This window comes from Psychromonas antarctica (assembly GCF_022267535.1).
GTDB lineage: Bacteria > Pseudomonadota > Gammaproteobacteria > Enterobacterales > Psychromonadaceae > Psychromonas > Psychromonas antarctica.
The window spans coordinates 1-18,767 of sequence record NZ_JAHNZV010000033.1 but is presented as its reverse complement, the minus strand read 5'-3'; the positions used below and the strand labels follow the sequence as shown (position 1 = coordinate 18,767).

At 38.6% G+C, this 18,767-nt stretch carries 15 protein-coding genes; 8 read left to right on the top strand and 7 right to left on the bottom strand.

Features of this window, described 5'->3' with window-relative positions; translation table 11 throughout:
* Positions 1 to 92 precede the first annotated feature (92 nt).
* From norV to KSO91_RS09230, 3 genes are all read left to right on the top strand, one after another.
* A complete protein-coding gene (gene norV, locus KSO91_RS09240) occupies positions 93 to 1,610 on the top strand; it encodes an anaerobic nitric oxide reductase flavorubredoxin (protein WP_238742670.1) in 1,518 nt (505 codons plus the stop codon).
* Positions 1,607 to 2,752 (top strand): NADH:flavorubredoxin reductase NorW, encoded by a 1,146-nt coding sequence (gene norW, locus KSO91_RS09235; protein WP_238742669.1) that lies wholly within the window; start codon positions 1,607 to 1,609, stop codon positions 2,750 to 2,752. The genes norV and norW overlap by 4 nt, the downstream gene beginning before the upstream one ends.
* Positions 2,753 to 2,825: 73 nt before the next feature.
* Complete coding sequence (locus tag KSO91_RS09230; protein ID WP_238742668.1) at positions 2,826 to 3,161, top strand: TehB family protein; 336 nt, start codon at positions 2,826 to 2,828, stop codon at positions 3,159 to 3,161.
* 109 nt (positions 3,162 to 3,270) lie between these two features.
* On the opposite strand, the gene KSO91_RS09225 is transcribed toward KSO91_RS09230, so the two are convergent.
* Positions 3,271 to 4,329: an alkene reductase gene (locus KSO91_RS09225; RefSeq protein ID WP_238742667.1), complete on the bottom strand. Its 1,059-nt coding sequence runs from the start codon at positions 4,327 to 4,329 to the stop codon at positions 3,271 to 3,273.
* A gap of 267 nt (positions 4,330 to 4,596) precedes the next feature.
* Complete coding sequence (locus KSO91_RS09220) at positions 4,597 to 5,220, bottom strand: LysE family translocator (RefSeq protein ID WP_238742666.1); 624 nt, start codon at positions 5,218 to 5,220, stop codon at positions 4,597 to 4,599.
* Positions 5,221 to 5,491: 271 nt separating this feature from the next.
* Between KSO91_RS09220 and KSO91_RS09215 the strand changes: the two genes are divergently transcribed.
* Together KSO91_RS09215 and KSO91_RS09210 are read left to right on the top strand one after the other, a co-directional pair.
* Entirely contained in the window at positions 5,492 to 6,241 is a 750-nt protein-coding gene (locus KSO91_RS09215) for a DUF6933 domain-containing protein (RefSeq protein ID WP_238742665.1), read from the top strand.
* A 1,011-nt stretch (positions 6,242 to 7,252) separates the two neighbouring features.
* Positions 7,253 to 8,176 (top strand): 1-aminocyclopropane-1-carboxylate deaminase/D-cysteine desulfhydrase, encoded by a 924-nt coding sequence (locus KSO91_RS09210; RefSeq protein WP_238742664.1) that lies wholly within the window; start codon positions 7,253 to 7,255, stop codon positions 8,174 to 8,176.
* A 40-nt stretch (positions 8,177 to 8,216) separates the two neighbouring features.
* Here the strand turns inward: KSO91_RS09210 and glgC are convergent, their stop codons facing one another.
* The 5 genes from glgC to lpcA all read right to left on the bottom strand — a co-directional run bounded on the left by glgC (position 8,217) and on the right by lpcA (position 14,062).
* Complete coding sequence (gene glgC / locus KSO91_RS09205; protein WP_238742663.1) at positions 8,217 to 9,515, bottom strand: glucose-1-phosphate adenylyltransferase; 1,299 nt, start codon at positions 9,513 to 9,515, stop codon at positions 8,217 to 8,219.
* Between the two features lie 270 nt (positions 9,516 to 9,785).
* Positions 9,786 to 10,058 carry a hypothetical protein gene (locus KSO91_RS09200; protein ID WP_238742662.1) on the bottom strand — a complete coding sequence of 91 codons (273 nt, stop codon included), beginning with the start codon at positions 10,056 to 10,058 and terminating at the stop codon, positions 9,786 to 9,788.
* Positions 10,059 to 10,536: 478 nt separating this feature from the next.
* Positions 10,537 to 11,841: a dicarboxylate/amino acid:cation symporter gene (locus KSO91_RS09195; protein ID WP_238742661.1), complete on the bottom strand. Its 1,305-nt coding sequence runs from the start codon at positions 11,839 to 11,841 to the stop codon at positions 10,537 to 10,539.
* 845 nt (positions 11,842 to 12,686) lie between these two features.
* A complete protein-coding gene (locus KSO91_RS09190) occupies positions 12,687 to 13,454 on the bottom strand; it encodes a class II glutamine amidotransferase (protein WP_238742660.1) in 768 nt (255 codons plus the stop codon).
* A 32-nt stretch (positions 13,455 to 13,486) separates the two neighbouring features.
* Positions 13,487 to 14,062: a D-sedoheptulose 7-phosphate isomerase gene (lpcA, locus tag KSO91_RS09185; protein ID WP_238742659.1), complete on the bottom strand. Its 576-nt coding sequence runs from the start codon at positions 14,060 to 14,062 to the stop codon at positions 13,487 to 13,489.
* A gap of 295 nt (positions 14,063 to 14,357) precedes the next feature.
* On the opposite strand from lpcA, the gene KSO91_RS09180 reads away from it, so the two are divergent.
* From KSO91_RS09180 to KSO91_RS09170, 3 genes are all read left to right on the top strand, one after another.
* Positions 14,358 to 15,392, top strand: coding sequence for a MalM family protein (locus KSO91_RS09180; RefSeq protein WP_238742658.1), 1,035 nt, complete (start codon positions 14,358 to 14,360; stop codon positions 15,390 to 15,392).
* 541 nt (positions 15,393 to 15,933) lie between these two features.
* Positions 15,934 to 17,640, top strand: a complete 1,707-nt coding sequence (locus KSO91_RS09175) for a dipeptide ABC transporter ATP-binding protein (protein WP_238742657.1) — start codon at positions 15,934 to 15,936, stop codon at positions 17,638 to 17,640.
* Positions 17,641 to 17,719: 79 nt separating this feature from the next.
* A complete protein-coding gene (locus tag KSO91_RS09170; RefSeq protein WP_238742656.1) occupies positions 17,720 to 18,661 on the top strand; it encodes an ABC transporter substrate-binding protein in 942 nt (313 codons plus the stop codon).
* Positions 18,662 to 18,767: the final 106 nt, after the last annotated feature.

Here is an 18,767-nt window from a genome sequence, read left to right as displayed (position 1 = left end):
TCAGCTAGTTAAATATTTGGCATGAAGTCTGCTATAAACTAAATAAGATAAAAATTTAATTTTGATTATTTATAAATAAGGTAGATACAAATATGGCGACTCATATCAAAAGTAATATCCACTGGGTTGGACAACGCGACTGGGAAGTAGAAAATTTTCATGGTATGGAATTTAAATTAACCAAAGGAACTAGCTACAACAGTTACCTGATCCGAGAAGAAAAGAATGTATTAATCGATACCGTTGATCATCGTTTTAGTCTGCAATTTGTACAGAATCTTGAAATGGAAATTGATCTTAACACAATTGATTATATTGTAATTAATCATGCAGAAGAAGATCACTCAGGCGCATTACCTGCACTAATGGCTAAAATCCCTAACACGCCTATTTATTGTACAGAAAATGCTATTGATTCAATTACCGGTCAGCATCATCACCCAGAGTGGAATTTTAATATCGTAAAAACGGGAGATACACTCGATATTGGTAATGGCAAAAAATTGGTATTTGTAGAAACACCGATGTTACATTGGCCAGACAGCATGATGACCTACCTAACAGATGACGCGGTGCTATTTAGTAATGACGCCTTCGGTCAGCACTATTGTGATGAGCATCTGTTTAATGATGAAGTGGATCAAAACGAATTAAAAGAACAATGTTTACGTTATTATGCAAATATTTTAACGCCTTTTAGCGCGCTAGTGACCGCAAAGATTAAAGAAGTCCTTAGCTTTAATCTGCCCGTTGATATGATTGCCACTGCGCATGGTGTTATTTGGCGTGATGATCCAACTCAGATAATCCATCAATATTTGCAGTGGGCCGATAATTATCAGGAAGATAGAATTACTATTTTCTATGATTCTATGTCTAATAATACACGCATGATGGCAGATGCAATTGCGCAAGGTATTCACGATATTGATCCTGGCGTAGCCGTCAAAGTATTCAATGTTTCTCGTCAAGATAAAAATGAAATCTTATCCAATGTGTTTCGATCTAAAGGTATATTAGTCGGCTCTCCCAGTATGAATAATGTGATGATGCCTCAGATTGCTGCAATGCTAGAAGAGATAACCGGACTACGTTTTAAAGCTAAAAAAGCAGGTGCCTTTGGTAGTTACGGTTGGAATGGTGGTGCAGTTGATCGCATTAATACGCGTTTAATGGATGCCGGTTTTGAAACCGTTGTTAGTTTAAAAACAAAATGGAGACCGGATGGTAAAGCGGTCAATGAATGTCGAGAACATGGCCGAGACATTGCAAAAAAATGGGCATTACATGAGCTCAATAATATTCAATCCATCACCTCTAAGCCTGTTACTCAATGCGCTCAAACAACAGCGTCGGTAGATCCTTCTACAGCAACGGTTACAAGTAAAACTGTTCCAGCAACGGCAGCAACTAAAGACGTTCAAATAGATGATGCTCGCGATATGTTATGCACAGTTTGCAACTGGGTTTATGAGCCAGCAGTCGGCGAACCAAACCAAGACATTGAACCCGGTACACCATGGAATGAAGTCCCCGATTTCTTCCTTTGCCCTGAATGTGGCTTAGGTAAAGATGTTTTTGTTGCCATTGAACAGAGCAAAGCATCATGAAAGCGCCGATCATTATAATTGGGAGTGGATTCGGCTCATATCAGTTGATCAAGAGCATAAGACGTACAGATAAGCAGATAGCGATAACGGTATTTACCCTCGATCAAGGACACGATTATAATAAACCAGATTTGAGCCATGTATTTACTAATCAGCAAAGCAGCGCAGATTTGATCCGCTTATCCGCTGAAGCGTTTGCCCTAGAGAATAATATCACGCTGCATGCATTTACTGAGGTTGAACACATTGATAGCGAACAGCAGGTCGTTTTCGTTAAAAGCGTCGCTTATCCTTATTCTAAATTAGTATTAGCCACGGGGGCCAAAACATTTATTCCTCCAATGCTTGGCAATGCAACCGATAAAATACTTACATTAAACAGCCTTCGAGAATTTGAAAGTGCACAATTGCAGCTACAAAAAGCGCAACGCATACTAGTGATCGGGGCTGGACTTATCGGTACGGAAATAGCCATGGATCTTAACCGTAGTGGTAAAAGCGTGGTGGTTGTAGATCCTAATAAAAGTTTGATGGCAACTATCCTGCCAGATCTCGTTGCCAATGCATTACAAAAGAAGATGACCGAGGAAGGAATCATTTTTGAATTTGGCAGCACCATTAATTCCTTAAATCAAACCGATCAAGGTATTTGCGCTACACTCAGTTCAGCTAATACACACCTTGTGGATTGTGTTATTTCAGCGGCAGGATTAAAAACCAATGTCGCCCTAGCCAAAAAATCGGGATTAAAAGTAAATAAAGGTTTAGTGGTAAATCAGCAATTGCAAACTTCAGTGCAGCATATTTACGGCCTAGGTGACTGTGCAGAAATAAACGGTACAGTGATGGCCTATTTACAACCAATTATGCTCAGCGCGAATGCGTTAGCGAAAACTTTGTTAGGTCAACCGACAGACTTAAAACTGCCGGCAATGCTTATCAAAATTAAAACACCACAAATGCCTATTCAATTGGGTGGTAATACAGTAATTGGTGTTGCATCCTGGCAAGTCGACATTGATACACAAGGTTGCTCAGTGAAAGCTTACAACGAGCAAAAAGAGATGGTAGGATTTATTGTGACGGAAGGACATATGAAAAAAGCGTTCCCGTTGCTTCGAGCCTTACCTGCTAATCTTTAATATCCAACAAAGCGGGCCTTTTTTACAATTTAATTGATTAAAGGTCTGAAATTTATACTTTCAGGAGAGAATTATGACTCATCAACGCATTCCAGCAAACTGGAAAATTCAACGCTCAACCCCTTTTTTCACTAAGGATAATGTACCCGCGGCATTGCTTACACACCACAACACTGCGGAAGGTGTTTTCGGGCAGTTATGCGTAATGGAAGGTGTCGTGACCTATTTTGGTTTTGCAGATAGTGAAGCAACAGAGCCAGAGGTAAAAGTAGTGATTAATGCAGGGCAATTTGCAACCAGTCCACCTTTATACTATCACCGCGTAGAATTAAGCCCAGATGCACAGTTTAATATTAATTTCTGGTCAGATAAAGATAAAACAGATCAACCCATGTACCATAAAAAGTAATAGATAAGCTTGCCTTACTAGCATAAAAAACTTGTAGATACGAAAGAGTCTACAAGTTTTTTATTTATGTCTGTGTATTCGGCTCGTTCTACAAGTCCTTAACCCATGACTAAATTAAGCTGGTTAACATTTCATCACTATATTCAATCAGGTCAGCACCTTGTCGCACTTTAGCGACATAATCAGCATTAGCAATAAAAGGTCGACCAATAGCAATTAAGTCAAATTTATTATTAGCAATGGCGGTACTTGCTGACTGTGCACTATAACCACCAGCCGCGACAAACGTTTTGTTGTAGTTCGCACGAATATAAGTGGATACCTGCCCACCTAGATAGTCAAACTCCGTTGTATCATCAAACATTCCTTCATGCAAATAAGCTAAATCTCGTTGCTCAAGCTCTTTTATAAAATAATCAAATACTTGGCGATCTTTATCATCGCCTGACATATTAAAATAAGCGCCAGGACTTACCCTCAGCGCGGTTTTATCGTTACCAATACTAGCAATAATTGCATCAACAACAGCCAGCGGGAAACGCGCCATGTTTTCAGGCGTTACACCATATTCATCTGTGCGTCGATTACTGTCATAATGCAGGAATTGATCAATTAAATAACCGTTCGCACCGTGAATTTCTACCCCATCAAAACCCGCTTCAATGGCATTATTTGCAGCTTGTGCATAATCAATCACTAATTGTTCAATATCTTGTTGTGTCACTGCCTTCGGTACTTGATAGGTCAACTCGCGCATTCTTGGCACACTACCTTCAACAGCAACAGCCGAAGGCGCCATTACATCACTTGAATCCTTCTTATTTTTAGCAAAGAAGAAAGGATGAGCGACACGCCCCGTATGCCATAACTGTGCAAATATTTTCCCTCCATTTTGATGTACAGAATTTGTCACTAGCTTCCAACCATTAATTTGTTGTTGAGTAAACAGCCCTGGCGTATTTGGATAACCTTGCCCATCAGGGCGAATAATAACGGCTTCAGAAATAATTAAACCAGCCTCTGCCCTGCGGCCATAATATTCCGCCATAGTACTAGTTGGTACTAAGTTTTCATCAGCCATACAACGTGTTAAAGGTGCCATTAAAATACGATTTTTTAAGGTAATAGCATTATTTAACGAATAAGGTTGGAATAAATTACTTGTCATTGATCTCTTTTCCTATTTTGTTATTTCTAGAATATGAGTTCAAGATACAGCTATTTGAATGATCATTCAAGTAATGTATTGAATGTTCATTCAACATTAAGTGTTATGTACTTCAATTAAATATGGACGCAAAGTTATAAAATATGGAGTGCTGAATTGGAGCGCCAAAAAACACTGAGAATCACCATGATTGTGTTTATAGATAAATAAACGAGTACGCCTAATTTAGAAAAAGCGAGGTCACCGTCAAGACATAAAAAATTCCACTCAGACGATGAGCTTTGCGGCAAATAAACACAAACATAACCCCATTACCCTTTCAATCCAGACCCTAATACTTTTGATCTGGATTGCCAATGCAGCAGAAGAAAAGAAAAGTGCCACCAGCGAAAACCACAGCAGATGAGCAAGGGCGATAATCAATCCAAAAACAAATTGAATACTATAAGGTGTCTCTGGGGTAACAATTTGCGTAAAAATAGTTAAGAAAAATAACGTCGTTTTAGGGTTTAAAGCATTGGAAAGAAAGCCAGCTCTAAATGCACCTCGATCTGAAATGGAGATAGATTCAGAGCTCTTCTGTTGCGTATCCTGCGCCTTTTTAGCAAGCAGTAACCTAGCGCCTAAAAATAACAAGTAAATCGCGCCCGCATATTTAATGAGATTATAGAGCAACGGAGACTGATCAATCAGCACAGCGATCCCCGCTAAAGAATAAGCCACATGTAACCAAATAGCGGCAAAGATCCCCAAAGCTCCGATAACCCCAGCCCTTCTTGAGTACAATAATGAATTGCGTGTGATCATCGCAAAATCTTGCCCTGGACTGATAGCCATCATTGTCGCAATACCAATAACCAATGATATTGTCGGAAAATATGCAAAGAACATTTATAACTCCAACTGTTACCTGACAAGCCATTAATTATACCATCAAAAATAGGATAACCATGATCAACAAAAACAATGTGGCCACTATATTATCAGCGAAAGGGGCTGTGCCTTTACACCGAGGCTTGCACTTATCTAGCCGTTATAAATCAAAATGCATTTATCATCTTAAATGCTAAAAGGGTATAACAATGTAACTGGGGATTGATAAGTGATTACAATCTGTTACGCTATTCTCTGCTTTATATTTATTAACGGGTAGAGGACAATTATGTTAGTTTTTAACTGCACGAAAGCTGCTAGCGATTTTTTTACTTCTACAAAAAACAAAATCAAACGATCACCGATTGAAACGGCTCCTGATAAGACGATCTCTGAATCTATTGCCAATCCGACTTATCCTACTGATATCTTAGTTGCAGAGCAGGTTGGCCTGCCATGGCATTGGCTGGTACATTGCGTCACAATAAAGCGTAAAAAAGTATTAATTGTGATGGATTATCTTAGCCGGTTTTCACTGTGCTTAGATGCGGGTAAAAAAGGTGATGAATTTGCATTTTTAAACAGCTTTGAACGCCACTTAATCGCTAACTTTACTTACTTAGCCGAGCTTGCTGGCGCGACCAGCAAAGAGGTGCAAGCTGCAGTTGATACTTATCAAGCCAGCTATCAAACCTGTGCTTTTCATCAGCGCGGAGACAGAAGTGTGCAAGCTCATATCAATGATGTTGCATGGCACCTCGAAAGCTGCATTTGTGAAGATGGATTTGATTTAAAGCCAAGCAGTTGCCTTGGTTTTAATGAATTTACAGGTAAAATTCTACGCATCCTAAAAGGACAAAAAGATTATTTCTATCCGACTGATATTTTTGTAAAGCACTTCCTCAGTGTGTCTTTTCAAGAGAAAGTCTCTTGCCGCAACATCCAAAAAAATCAGACTATCGTTAATATCAAAGATAAGCACGCAGTAAGTGACGTGGTCACTAATAATATTTTTCAACTCGATGATTTTAGAAAATAGCAGGATGCAGTTCAATTCGAAAAATGCACTATTAATAAAGCTTTCATGGTAAATCAGCGTTATAAATTCAATTGTTTACATCGCATCAAAAAAAAATGTAAATATAACTTGGTATAAACACATAACTGAGTTATTGTAATAGCCGCTCATTTATTGAGAGTTATTAATTAAAGTATAAAGTCCAAGTTTCCCTCAGATACATCTTCCTTATCGTTGTTGTCCTTAGTGTTTCCTTAAGCTTCATTGTCAGATTAAATAATTCACTTATCAGCACGTCGCTGTTTATCGATATTTTTAATGACTTTAGATAAAGGACACAATATGTCTAATATGACAACGGGTTTAGTAAAATGATTTAATGAAGAAAAAGGTTTTTGTCTTTAAAACACTTGCTGAAGAGCAGAAAGTATTATTGGAAGTTGAGCAAGGCCCAAAGGGCTGCAAACTAAAAATATAATCACACTATAAATTGAGTGTATTTATTAAATAGATGTTGGTATCACCACATCTGATTTGATTTATCATTACGATAAATCGCGCTATCGAACTAATGCAATAAATGATATTAGTTCACACAAATAAAAAATTAAGGAAATATATGGCTCGTTCAACAGGTAGAAAACGTTTTTGGTTTCAACAAAACCGCGAAGAAGATCAACTACAAGCAACTGAAAATATTAACGAATTAAGTAACGATTAGATTTAATAACAACATCTGAAATGTAAGCTATTTGCGAGGAGCCTCTATCCTTTTGCAAATAGAAAACACCCTGCACGCTCTCAATATAACGATTAATAACTTGGGAGCCAACGTCCTTCTTTGATTTGAAATTATCACACTGAACTTCCTCTTATTTACAATCATAGCGCCCATTACTGTTATCAATAGACTCCTTCATCCTATTTTCATCGTCTTAAAATGGCGCTAATATTTACTTATTACAAGAAAGTAACAAGAGAAGTAAATCTGCTAATGAGTAAAATAGTTATATGTGAAAATGGAGAAAGCCGATGACACAGAAAATCAGCCCCGTACTGGCTTTATCTCCCGTGCAATCGGTCAGGATGGATGGCTTTACTTTTTTTATAAAGCGAGATGATCTTTTAAATACACATTTTTCAGGTAATAAAGCACGAAAATTTGCTTATTATCTCAATAATGAGTTTCCTGCTATCAAAAAAATAATGTGCTACGGCTCTGTTCAAGCGAATTCCCTCTACTCTCTAGCGGCTCTTGCCAAGCTTAAAAATTGGCAATTAGATTTTTATGTGCAAAGCATTCCCCAGTGGTTAAAAGCGCAACCAAATGGAAACTATTGCGCGGCGCTGGCGTTAGGTGCAAATATAATAGAATTAGAAAAAAACGACCTCGGCAAGGATAATCTTGATTCATTTATACGCTTAAAAGCGCAACATTTACCATCAGATACGCTATTTATTCCCGAGGGTGGCCGCTCTAAACAGGCAAAACAGGGCGTCGCGGTTTTAGCCCAAGAGATTAAAGACTTTTGCCAGCAGCAAGCACTATTAGATCCGCTAATCATGTTGCCATCTGGCACGGGCACTAGCGCCGTTTTTCTACAATCTTTATTGCCTTATAAAGTATTGACCTGCGCTTGTGTCGGTAATGCCGACTACTTGAGTCAACAATTTTCGGAATTAGATGATAATACATCGATGTGGCCTATCATTTTGCCGACCAGAAAACGCTATCAATTTGGCAAACTCTATCCAGAATTTTATCAAATATGGCAACAACTCAAAGCACAAACAGGGATTGAGTTTGATCTACTTTATGATCCTTTAGGCTGGTTAACACTTTTAGATTATCTGAAAAAAAATCGCTTGGAGAAGTCTGTCATTTACATTCATCAAGGAGGATTGTTAGGAAATCAAAGCATGCTACCGAGGTATCGAAGAAAGTATCCAAGCTAATAAAAAAAGGGCAGCTTACGCTACCCTTAGTCGATTATCTTCACTTTTCAGGTGCGCTTAATGCTGATTTTTGAGCTAATGCGGCAAGCATATCTTTGGTCACCAAGGTAATTCCTTTTTCTGAAACACGGAAACCGTTGGCTATATCCTGCTCTTTGTCATAACCAATTGTCATACCCGCTGGTATTTTACAATCACTATCGACAACCACGCGGCGCAATTTACAGTTTTCAGCGACATCACTACCGTGGAGTATTACCGAGTATTCAATAACACAGTAGGAGTGTGTATGGACGCTTGAAAATAACAGAGACTTACGAATAGTTGAGCCCGAAATAATACAGCCACCAGAAACTGTGGAGTCAAGAGCAGTCCCACGTCGCTCGTCATTATCAAATATAAATTTAGCAGGTGGAAGTTGCTCTTGGTATGTCCAAATAGGCCAGCCCTTGTCATACAAATCAAGTTGCGGGCGAGGTTCAACAAGCTCCATGTTGGCTTCCCAAAATGAATCAATTGTACCTACATCACGCCAGTAAGGCTGTTTGCTACTTTCTGGATCTTTAAAGGCAAAGGCAAAGACATTATGATCCTCAATAATGGCCGGAATAATATCATTGCCAAAGTCGCGGCTAGACCCTTCTTTACAGCAATCTTTCTCGAGTTGATCAAAAAGAAATTCACTGTTAAATACATAATTACCCATAGAGGCTAAACACAACCCAGGCTTACCCGGTATTTCATTCGGTACCTTTGGTTTCTCGTCGAATGCGATGACTTTATTCGACTTGTCAACGGTCATCACACCGAAGCTGCCAGCCGCTTCTTCGGTTGCAACTTCTAAACAACAAACAGTCATATCGGCGTTGTTGTCTGCATGCTGCGCCAATAGGACACCATAATCCATTCGATAAACATGATCACCAGATAAAATTAAAATATATTTAGGTTTCTCGGCACGAATAATATCCAGGTTCTGGTATACCGCATCCGCAGTGCCCATATACCAATCACTTCCACTACGTTGTGAAGCAGGCAGTATTTCCACCACCCCCGATAAATTAGCTTTAAAGCCAGACCAGCCACGCTGAATATGACGAATTAACGAGTGTGATTTATATTGAGTGGCAATCCCTACATGTTGAATGCCAGAGTTAACACAATTTGATAATGGAAAGTCAATAATGCGGAACTTGCCACCAAAATACACAGCCGGTTTGGCACGCCAATCGGTTAACTCGTACAATCGGCTACCTCGTCCTCCTGCCAAAACCAGCGCATATGTCTCTTTAGTTAGGTTACTAATATATCTGTTTTTATTGTTCTTGTTATATGTCATAAATGAATCTCCACGAATTATATATTTTGAAGTCAAAGAGACTTCGTTGTGCCTGTGCCTAAATAGATAGCATTCAATAATAAATAAAATGACTATATTTTAGCTAAAGTTCAATATCATTATGTAACCATAACGGCTAAGACAATTCGCCGTTACCCAATATATTGCACTGCGACTATATTTATTATCAATTTATATCTAAATACAAGTGAAAAAATACTCCGTAAAATCCCTTTTATTTTATCCTATAGCTACTGCACAGCTCAAAAATCACCCTTTAATTCTGTGTTTCGGTAACGCTAAATTAGCAAAAACAGCTGTCGCCCCGCCAATAAAAATAGCCAACATAGCCAGTCCAACTTTGGCATTATTGTGCCCGCCAAGAACAACTAACAAAATACCAAATAGCAGCAAGGATGTACCCAATAAAAAAAAGATACGAGGATGCTTATCTATCAAACTAAGATGCCTGACGCCACGCTTTGAAATTTGATTTTTATTCGCTTGTTTTACCGATTTACGTTTGTGTTTTTTGACTGCCATATCCCCCCCTTAATGTAGCAAGCTGCAGCAGACTAATCAACCTTACGCAACCTATAAAGATCAGAGTTATATATATAGCAAAATACAGCGGACAAAATAGCCACTTAGAGCACATAATAGGTAATAAATGGAGGCTTAATTGTGGAACATCTTAAGTACGAGAAGTTCGGCTAGTAAAAGCACTGTAATTGGAAGTCTGCCTTAAATAGATCAGGCAGTTTTTACGCTTATGTATTAAATAATATTATCAATAAGTCTATGTCCGCAGCACTCCAAAACTAAAAGGTTTGCATGCACTCCTAGGAATGCTGTTAAGCGTTCGGAAAGTGGAAAGTGCCATGCTGTATCTTATTTGGGGCTCAGAACGGAGTTCGCACAAAGCAACTTGGGATATAATGGAAATAGAGGCTTTTATAGATAACCAAAAATAGCGAAACGGCGAAGCATTTCACTATTTTTTATCGCGGCAAAAAAACGCTTATTTTAAGTGGTGTAGATGTAACTCTTCATCTGTACTGCCAGCATTAGGATCATTAAAGACATTTAAATCCAGCTCTCCTTCTGATTTAGCAACAATACAGGTCACCACACAATCTCCCGTAATATTGACGGCGGTACGGATCATATCAAGTAATCTATCAACCCCAATAATCATCGCTATTCCTTCAACAGGTAAACCGACTTGATTAAGCACCATCGCCAGCATAATTAAACCAACCCCGGGAACACCCGCGGTGCCTATAGAAGCGAGTGTCGCAGTCATTATGACCATCGCATAATCACCCATCGTTAAGTCAATATTAAAAGCCTGAGCAATAAACACTGTCGCCACGCCCTGCATAATTGCAGTACCATCCATATTAATGGTTGCACCTAACGGTACGGTAAATGCTGCAATTTTGTTTTTAACACCGAGGTGCTTAGTGGCCGTTTCCAGTGTTACCGGAATGGTTGCATTTGACGAGGCAGTTGAAAAAGCAAAGGTAATAGCCGTTTCCATTTTCTTTAAGAAGATAAGCGGATTAAGTCCAGTAAACACTTTAAATAAAATACCGTAAGTGACAAAACCATGCAGTAATAAAGTGCCGGAAAGGACTAAAAAATAGCTTAATAGATTGGCAATAGCGTCTAATCCTATCGTCGTGAATAGTTTAGCCATAAGGAAAAAAACACCATATGGTGCAAGATTCATTAGCATCACAACTAACTTCATAATCACTTCATTTAAATCCGAAAACACTGAAGCAATACGTTCCCCTGCTTTTCCAGAAGCGCTAATTGCGATTCCGAATAAAATCGCGAAAACAATAATTTGTAATGTATTGCCTTCTGCCATTGAGTTTATTGGATTAGTTGGGAACATATTAATGATCACAGAGCCTAGCGAAGGCGCTTCTTGTGAAGCAAACGTTGTCGCAGCAGTCAAATCAACACCAACACCAGGGGCAAAAATATTACCCATAACAATAGCCAGAGTAATTGCAATGGCTGTCGTCACAAGATAAAACGCCACGGTTTTACCGCCTAAACGACCTAAGGTTGAAATGTCTTTTAAAGAACTAGTTCCACAAACTAAGGAGACAAAAATCAGAGGCACCACTAACATTTTCAAGCTGGCAATAAAGATTTTCCCACCGACATCAAAAAAACCATGCACAATATAGTCACTCACAAACGCGATGTCAGATAAAAATGTACGAATTAAAAAACCTGTCGCAATCCCTATTAACATCCCCAAAATGACCCGTTTGGTCAGTGATATTTTCCGTTCTTTATTGCTCATACAAGATCCTTTATAATTATTTTTATATATTACTTTCGAGTAAATTTTTTAATGGTGTAAGTAAGGTGGATCGTGGGTAAAAGAAAGTTAACTGAGTAAACTCAGATACAAACCCGCTATTTTCCAGCCTTACCCCGTTGTGCTTTGTATTGATCCATAATACCAATATGCATCACAGTCTTGCGGCTTAAAAGTAATAGCCGCTACATTATTTATATTTTTAAAAGCTGCACTGGCATTTAGGTACTAACAAAGCAAGCCAGCTTAAAAACCGCAGCATAATATAACAGATTTCTTATTGAAATTAATTGATCACCAACAACGCATGAAAATCAATAACATGCTAGACCGAAATTATTATGCAAAGACTGGTTGATATTGTCATCTCCAAGCCGTCATAACAGCGTTGCGAGTACCATATTAAGGCGAACTGGAGTTGATTAGATTAAAGACCCATTTACACAAATGGGAAACCGTGCGCTTTAGAGTTTAAAAGGATCAGATAAACGCTAAGTGGTGTAGATCAAAATATTGATAGCGAGGCTTTCACTGACCTCGCTATTTATTATTCTGTGCGTCATGAATTTTATAAGCATGGCTAATTATTCAAATGAAGGGAATTATACCCATTTCACTAATTGGATAATCTATTAAAGCGGAGTAGAAACCGATGAAATCAATAACGAAGCAAGCATTCATTTATGCTTATTAAATACTTCGTTGAGGAATAAGCGGTCATAGTAATCTGTTTTGAACAGAAAAAAGAAATTCATATCTTCTACCTTTGTAAAGATTATTTCTAATTTTCTGCGCTTATTTTTGCGGGTTAATACGAATTGATTTAATTAAAGCACTCGTTCACCAAAATGGAAAACGCAATACTCCCCTTCTGCCATTTTATTCCACTGTTCATCTTTGGTAAGCGGACGCGTTGCAATAATCGTGACCACATCTTGATCTGAGGTTTCTTTGTGAAAATCAACAATCATATCTTCATCAATCAACTGTGCCTTACCAAATGGCGCACGACGTGTTATCCAATAGAGATTATTAGTGCAGTAACAGATCACATATTCACCGTCACTTAAAAGCATATTAAAAACCCCCATTGTACGCAGGGTATCCGCATAGCTGGCTATTTGTTTAAACATAGCGAAGCAATCTTGCGGCTCTTTTTCATAGCTTTGGTATAATTTATCGATTATCCAGCAAAAGGCGCGTTCACTGTCGGTTTGCCCGACAGGGAAAGCCCGTCCCATAGGTAGATCTTGATAGCCATTTAATTGCCCATTATGAGCAAATGTCCAGTTTTTACCCCATAATTCACGAATAAAAGGGTGCGTATTTTCTAAACTGACGCTGCCTCTATTTGCTTGACGAATATGACTTATCACCGACTGACTTTTAATCGGATAGCTTTTAACAAGCTCTGCAACTTTGGAGTCACAGCTGGGCTGCGGATCTTTAAAACTGCGACATCCTTTACCTTCGTAAAAAGTGATACCCCAACCATCTTTATGCGGTCCAGTTCCCCCACCACGCTTAACTAAGCCACTAAAACTAAAACAGATATCAGTAGGCACATTGGCGCTCATTCCTAGTAATTCACACATTTAATCATCGATCCTTAAAAGCTACGCAAAACTTACGCCATTTTCTTTTCTATTAAGTAGATCAGGATATGAATGATCTTGATATGTACTTCCTGGATACGATCGGCAAAACCGAAATGGGGAACTCGGATTTCTACATCGGCAAGTCCAGCCATTTGTCCACCATCTTTACCTGTTAACGCTATAATGGCAATCCCTTTCGACTTAGCAACCTCAATCGCTTTTAAAATATTTTCTGAGTTACCACTTGTCGATAGACAGAATAAAACATCTCCACGGCGCCCCACTCCTTCTAAGTAACGCGAAAAAACAGAAGCAAACCCATAATCATTACCGACACAAGAGAGATGGCTTGGATCGGAAATAGCGATCGCAGCATAAGAGGGTCGGTGTTCACGATATCGCCCCGTTAACTCTTCAGCAAAATGCATCGCATCGCAATGAGATCCACCATTACCACAAGAAAGAATTTTACCCTCTCTTTTTAGACAGTCCGCTAATAAAGTTGCAGCTTGCTCAATGTTTTTTAAGTTTTCTTCATTATTAACAAAAGCCTGCAATACTTTTTCAGCTTCTAATAATTCATCTTTGATAAGTGATAAATTCATAATATCTCTTTTTTTTCAAGGTCGTAAGCATATTTTACACGGTTAACTGTTCGCTAACAGTCAATTAATTAAGTTAGTGTGAATTGAAACTAAGTTTCAATAAGTAAAAAACAAAAAAAAACAAAATTAGTAATTTTAAAATATAAAAAAAAAATCTTAAACCTAGCCCCTCGACGCGTAAATTAGAGACGTGTAGCAAACATTTAATGATACAATCGCATCACAAATATTACTGCTGGATTTTTAATTAAATCTCTTTATAGTGATATATCTTTTTAAAATCAGGTTATTAAATATGATTATCAAACAATCCTCATTCATTTTAGCCGCTAGTCTGGTAATTTCCGGCTGCTCAAATACCACGCTGCAATCACCAAGAGAGATTTATGGGAGTGCATTCATTAATCAGGAACAAGCTAGTCAAGCCCTTGCCCGCAAAGAGGCCTGCTGTGATGATTTCAGTCAATTGCGTTACCAAGAAATTAACAGTAATAATGACCTTTTTATCCCTCTTGATAGTGACTCTCAAGTTTATAACTTTGCCTCTGGTAAGAGTTTTGTTCAGGCCTATAAATTAACCAGCAACAATAGTGAACTGAAATTGCAAATCAGTGCAATTATAGCAAATACGGTTGTCGCGCCACAGATAACCCTGCTTGATACTAACTTTCATATCACCCGCACTATCCCTGTAAATCAATTTACTTATAAGACAGCTAAGCTGTTAGCTGGAGATGTTTTATCAACAGAACTGACTATCTTTCGGCCGCAAAGTAATAATGTAACAAATGAAACTTATCTGCTTTTCTATACAACAAATCAAGCGGTACTGGGAAGTACAACGATTATCCACCCAGCCAAAAGCTTTGCTAAAGCACACGGTACGGTAGAGCCTGATATTGCAGATCCGATTATTCCGCACTCAGCCATGGGGTTAATTAAGCTTGAAAGTGAAGAACAAGGGGCTAAAACGGATGACTCAAATAGTTATATACCAAAAATAATATCATCACTGGGCAAAGCAACAAAACTCCCTACAGAGCAGGAGTTTAACCAGAAAATTATTGCGGCCGTTGTCGCAAAAGAGATAGATAAAGCATTAACGATTGTCAAAGAAGCGGAAGCAAATGGCTCACAAACAGCCAGAGAAACCTTTGTCAAAGCACTTAACAAACCATCAGACAGCCAGGAAAAAGAATTTAATCAGGCCATTGTAGAAGCAGTTGCAGCGCAAGATATCAATAAAGCACTGACGATTGTTGATGAAGCAGAAGCTGCTGGTTCGCGAACAGCAAGAGACACGTTTATTGACGCCGTAAAAAAGCAGTAATTTAGTTAAGATATCAGTGATGCATATTCTTTATCCATCACTGATATGCCTGCTCAGCCAGTTAGCTTATTTATAATTGTAATAAAGAAATGATTTATGCGGATTTATTTCCGCCTATTGTCGGTTCTGTGATGAATAATGAACGAACATCTTCTTTTTGGTGCGCTAACTAATTTTTACGCACTCATCTGGTGCTAAAAAAACTTACATCTACTCCCCCCCCCCATAAATAGTGCATTTTCTAGCTGGCACACTTATTGCTTAAACACTTCAAGTGTAGTCTATTATTGATATCAACAATGTTGCGGATCAATATTCAAAATTAGCAATGAACATTTTAAAATTGACTGGCGTAGTTTCTTTGAATGTCGATTATCAATGTTTCTAAATTTAATCTTACTTCATGTATTTAAATGAATATCATTGAGTTAGCTTCATTTATTACATAGTATGATTTTTCTATATCAGAATAACTTGCTGATGATCAATAAAATTAATTTTAAAACTGGACGGAAAACCGTCAGGTTGTAGGTATTTAAGCATGTCTTTATTAGAAGTAAAAAATCTTCGCATTGAGTACCCTTCGCGTCATGGTGTTCATGCTGCTGTAAAATCACTCTCTTTTTCGATTGAAAGAGGAGAAATTGTGGGTGTTGTTGGTGAATCCGGCGCAGGTAAATCCACAATAGGTAACGGTATTATTGACCTTTTAAGCCCGCCAGGTGTCATTGCCAGTGGCGATGTTTACCTAGAGGGGGAGAAAATATCTGGTTTATCTGAGGAGCAGATGCTCAGTGTTCGCGGGTCAAAAATAGGTTTTATTTTTCAGGATCCAATGACCTCTCTAAACCCCCTTTTTACTGTTGAAGAACAGTTAACAGAAACCATTATTGCCAATCTTAATGTCACTAAAGAGGAAGCGTTTTCACGCGCGTTAAATCTGATGGAGCAAGTGGGTATTCCGGAAGCGCACATACGCATTAAGCAGTACCCACATCAATTTTCAGGTGGAATGCGCCAACGAGTTGTGATTGCAATAGCACTTTCTGGTGAGCCGGATCTTATTATTGCTGATGAGCCAACTACTGCATTAGATGTTTCCATCCAAGATCAAATTCTGAAACTGATCCGTGATCTCTGCATTGAAAAAAATGTCGGCTGCATGTTAGTGACTCATGACATGGGGGTTGTTTCTAATGTGACTGATAAAGTTGCCGTAATGTATCGTGGTGATTTAGTTGAATTTGGCACAACAGAAAAAGTCCTTGGCGATCCAGATCATGATTACACCCGTAGCCTTATATCAGCAGTTCCCCGCTCGGATATCAAATTAGATCGTTTTCCGTTAGTAAGCTATATTGAAGAAGCTGGTGAAATGAAGCATCTCGATATAAAAACACATTGGCTAGGGCAAAGTGAAGATCAGAAAAACTATACAGGGCCTTTATTAAATGTCGAAAACGTCAGTTTACGCTTTCTAACTAAAAATTCGTTTTTTGCCAGTCGACGTGAATATGTACAAGCCTCAAATAATGTCAGTTTTCAAATTAAAGAGGGTGAAACGTTTGGCTTGGTAGGTGAATCTGGATCAGGTAAATCGACCATTGCGCGTATTATTGCCGGATTATATCCAGCAGATGAAGGTAAAATCACTTTTGAAGGAGTCGATCTCACCGCATTAAAGTCTGAAAGTGAGCGCCGTCCTATTCGCAGACAGATGCAGATGGTATTTCAGAACCCTTATACTTCTATGAATCCGCGCATGAAAATATTCGATATTATTGCCGAGCCGATTCGTTTCCATAAATTAGCTAAATCAGAAACTGAAATTCGCCAAATTGTTCATGATCTACTAGACCATGTTGGCCTTGGCAGAATGGCGGGGGTTAAATATCCTCATGAGTTTTCAGGGGGGCAGCGTCAACGTGTATCCATTGCGCGCGCATTAGCAACCCGGCCGCGTTTATTGATATGTGATGAACCTACGTCTGCTTTAGATGTATCTGTTCAGGCGCAAATACTTAATCTGCTGAAAGATCTTCAAGATGAATTAAATCTGACTATGCTATTTATCAGTCATGATTTACCCGTTATTCGTCAAGTTTGTGATCGTATAGGTGTGATGAAACAGGGACAACTGCTAGAAGTTTCTACGACAGAAAAGCTGTTTACCGATCCGCAACATGAATACAGTAAACATCTTATTTCGTTAATGCCGGCTTTTAAAGGGCTAAGAAGCGCTTTATAACAAGCTTAACAATGATGAGCTATTTATTAATAACAAGTACAACAGAAAGGGAGTTATCTCCCATTAAAGGAGCTATTCAATGAAATTTTTCAAAACTAAACTAGCCGTGACATTACTTGCCGCGGGCCTTGCCTTTAATGCAGCAGCTGCTGACATTACAGTTGCTTATGACGCAGATCCGGTCTCACTTGATCCACATGAGCAGCTTTCAGGCGGGACGATGCAGATGTCACATATGCTCTTTGATCCGCTTATCCGTTTTACTAAAGAGTTTGATTTTGAAGCGCGTTTGGCAGAAAAATGGCAACGTATAGATGACACAACATTCCGTTTCTATTTACGCAAAGGGGTGAAATTTCACTCTGGTAACATGTTGACAGCGGACGATGTTATTTGGACATTTAATCGCCTTAAAGTTTCAGCTGATTTTAAGGGTGTATTCGCACCTTATGAAAAAATGGTTAAAATTGATGATTATACGGTAGAAATTAAATCAACAGAACCTTACCCACTGGTATTACAAACTGCGACGTATATATTTCCGATGGACAGTAAGTTCTATTCAGGCGAAATAGACGGTAAAGATAAAGCGGCAATAGTGAAACATGGTGGCTCATTTGCTTCAACCCATGTATCCGGCACAGGTCCATTTATTGTGACATCTCGTGAACAAGGTATAAAAGTTGTCTTTGAACGTTTTGCTGATTACTGGGACACTAACTCACCAGGTAACGTAGATAAACTGACCCTAGTACCGATCAAAGAGAATGCAACACGTCTTGCGGCACTACTTTCTGGCGATGTTGATATGATTTACCCCGTCGCTCCAAATGATCAAAAACGTGTTAAGCAGACCAAAAATGTTAAATTAACAACAGTTGCCGGTACACGTATTATTACTTTCCAAATGAATCAAAATAGCAACCCTGCACTTAAAGACGTACGTGTACGTCAGGCGATTGTTTATGCGATTAACAACGAAGGTATTGTTAAGAAAATAGTAACTACTCAGCAGGGGTAAATATATTTGGTAGCATATCATTTAACAATAGAGCAAGAGCTGTGGAACCACTGACACCCTGCTTTTTACAGCTCGATAAGTAACTTCTCAGGCCAAAAAACATCTC

Bases quoted from the DNA above. Each gene is read 5' to 3' on its own strand.
- norV (WP_238742670.1), top strand. From the start codon at position 93: ATGGCGACTCATATCAAAAGTAATATCCACTGGGTTGGACAACGCGAC.
- norW (WP_238742669.1), top strand. From the start codon at position 1,607: ATGAAAGCGCCGATCATTATAATTGGGAGTGGATTCGGCTCATATCAG.
- KSO91_RS09210 (WP_238742664.1), top strand. From the start codon at position 7,253: ATGACACAGAAAATCAGCCCCGTACTGGCTTTATCTCCCGTGCAATCG.
- KSO91_RS09195 (WP_238742661.1), bottom strand. From the start codon at position 11,841: ATGAGCAATAAAGAACGGAAAATATCACTGACCAAACGGGTCATTTTG.
- KSO91_RS09180 (WP_238742658.1), top strand. From the start codon at position 14,358: ATGATTATCAAACAATCCTCATTCATTTTAGCCGCTAGTCTGGTAATT.
- KSO91_RS09230 (WP_238742668.1), top strand. From the start codon at position 2,826: ATGACTCATCAACGCATTCCAGCAAACTGGAAAATTCAACGCTCAACC.
- lpcA (WP_238742659.1), bottom strand. From the start codon at position 14,062: ATGAATTTATCACTTATCAAAGATGAATTATTAGAAGCTGAAAAAGTA.
- KSO91_RS09220 (WP_238742666.1), bottom strand. From the start codon at position 5,220: ATGTTCTTTGCATATTTTCCGACAATATCATTGGTTATTGGTATTGCG.
- KSO91_RS09170 (WP_238742656.1), top strand. From the start codon at position 17,720: ATGAAATTTTTCAAAACTAAACTAGCCGTGACATTACTTGCCGCGGGC.
- KSO91_RS09200 (WP_238742662.1), bottom strand. From the start codon at position 10,058: ATGGCAGTCAAAAAACACAAACGTAAATCGGTAAAACAAGCGAATAAA.
- KSO91_RS09190 (WP_238742660.1), bottom strand. From the start codon at position 13,454: ATGTGTGAATTACTAGGAATGAGCGCCAATGTGCCTACTGATATCTGT.
- glgC (WP_238742663.1), bottom strand. From the start codon at position 9,515: ATGACATATAACAAGAACAATAAAAACAGATATATTAGTAACCTAACT.
- KSO91_RS09215 (WP_238742665.1), top strand. From the start codon at position 5,492: ATGTTAGTTTTTAACTGCACGAAAGCTGCTAGCGATTTTTTTACTTCT.
- KSO91_RS09175 (WP_238742657.1), top strand. From the start codon at position 15,934: ATGTCTTTATTAGAAGTAAAAAATCTTCGCATTGAGTACCCTTCGCGT.
- KSO91_RS09225 (WP_238742667.1), bottom strand. From the start codon at position 4,329: ATGACAAGTAATTTATTCCAACCTTATTCGTTAAATAATGCTATTACC.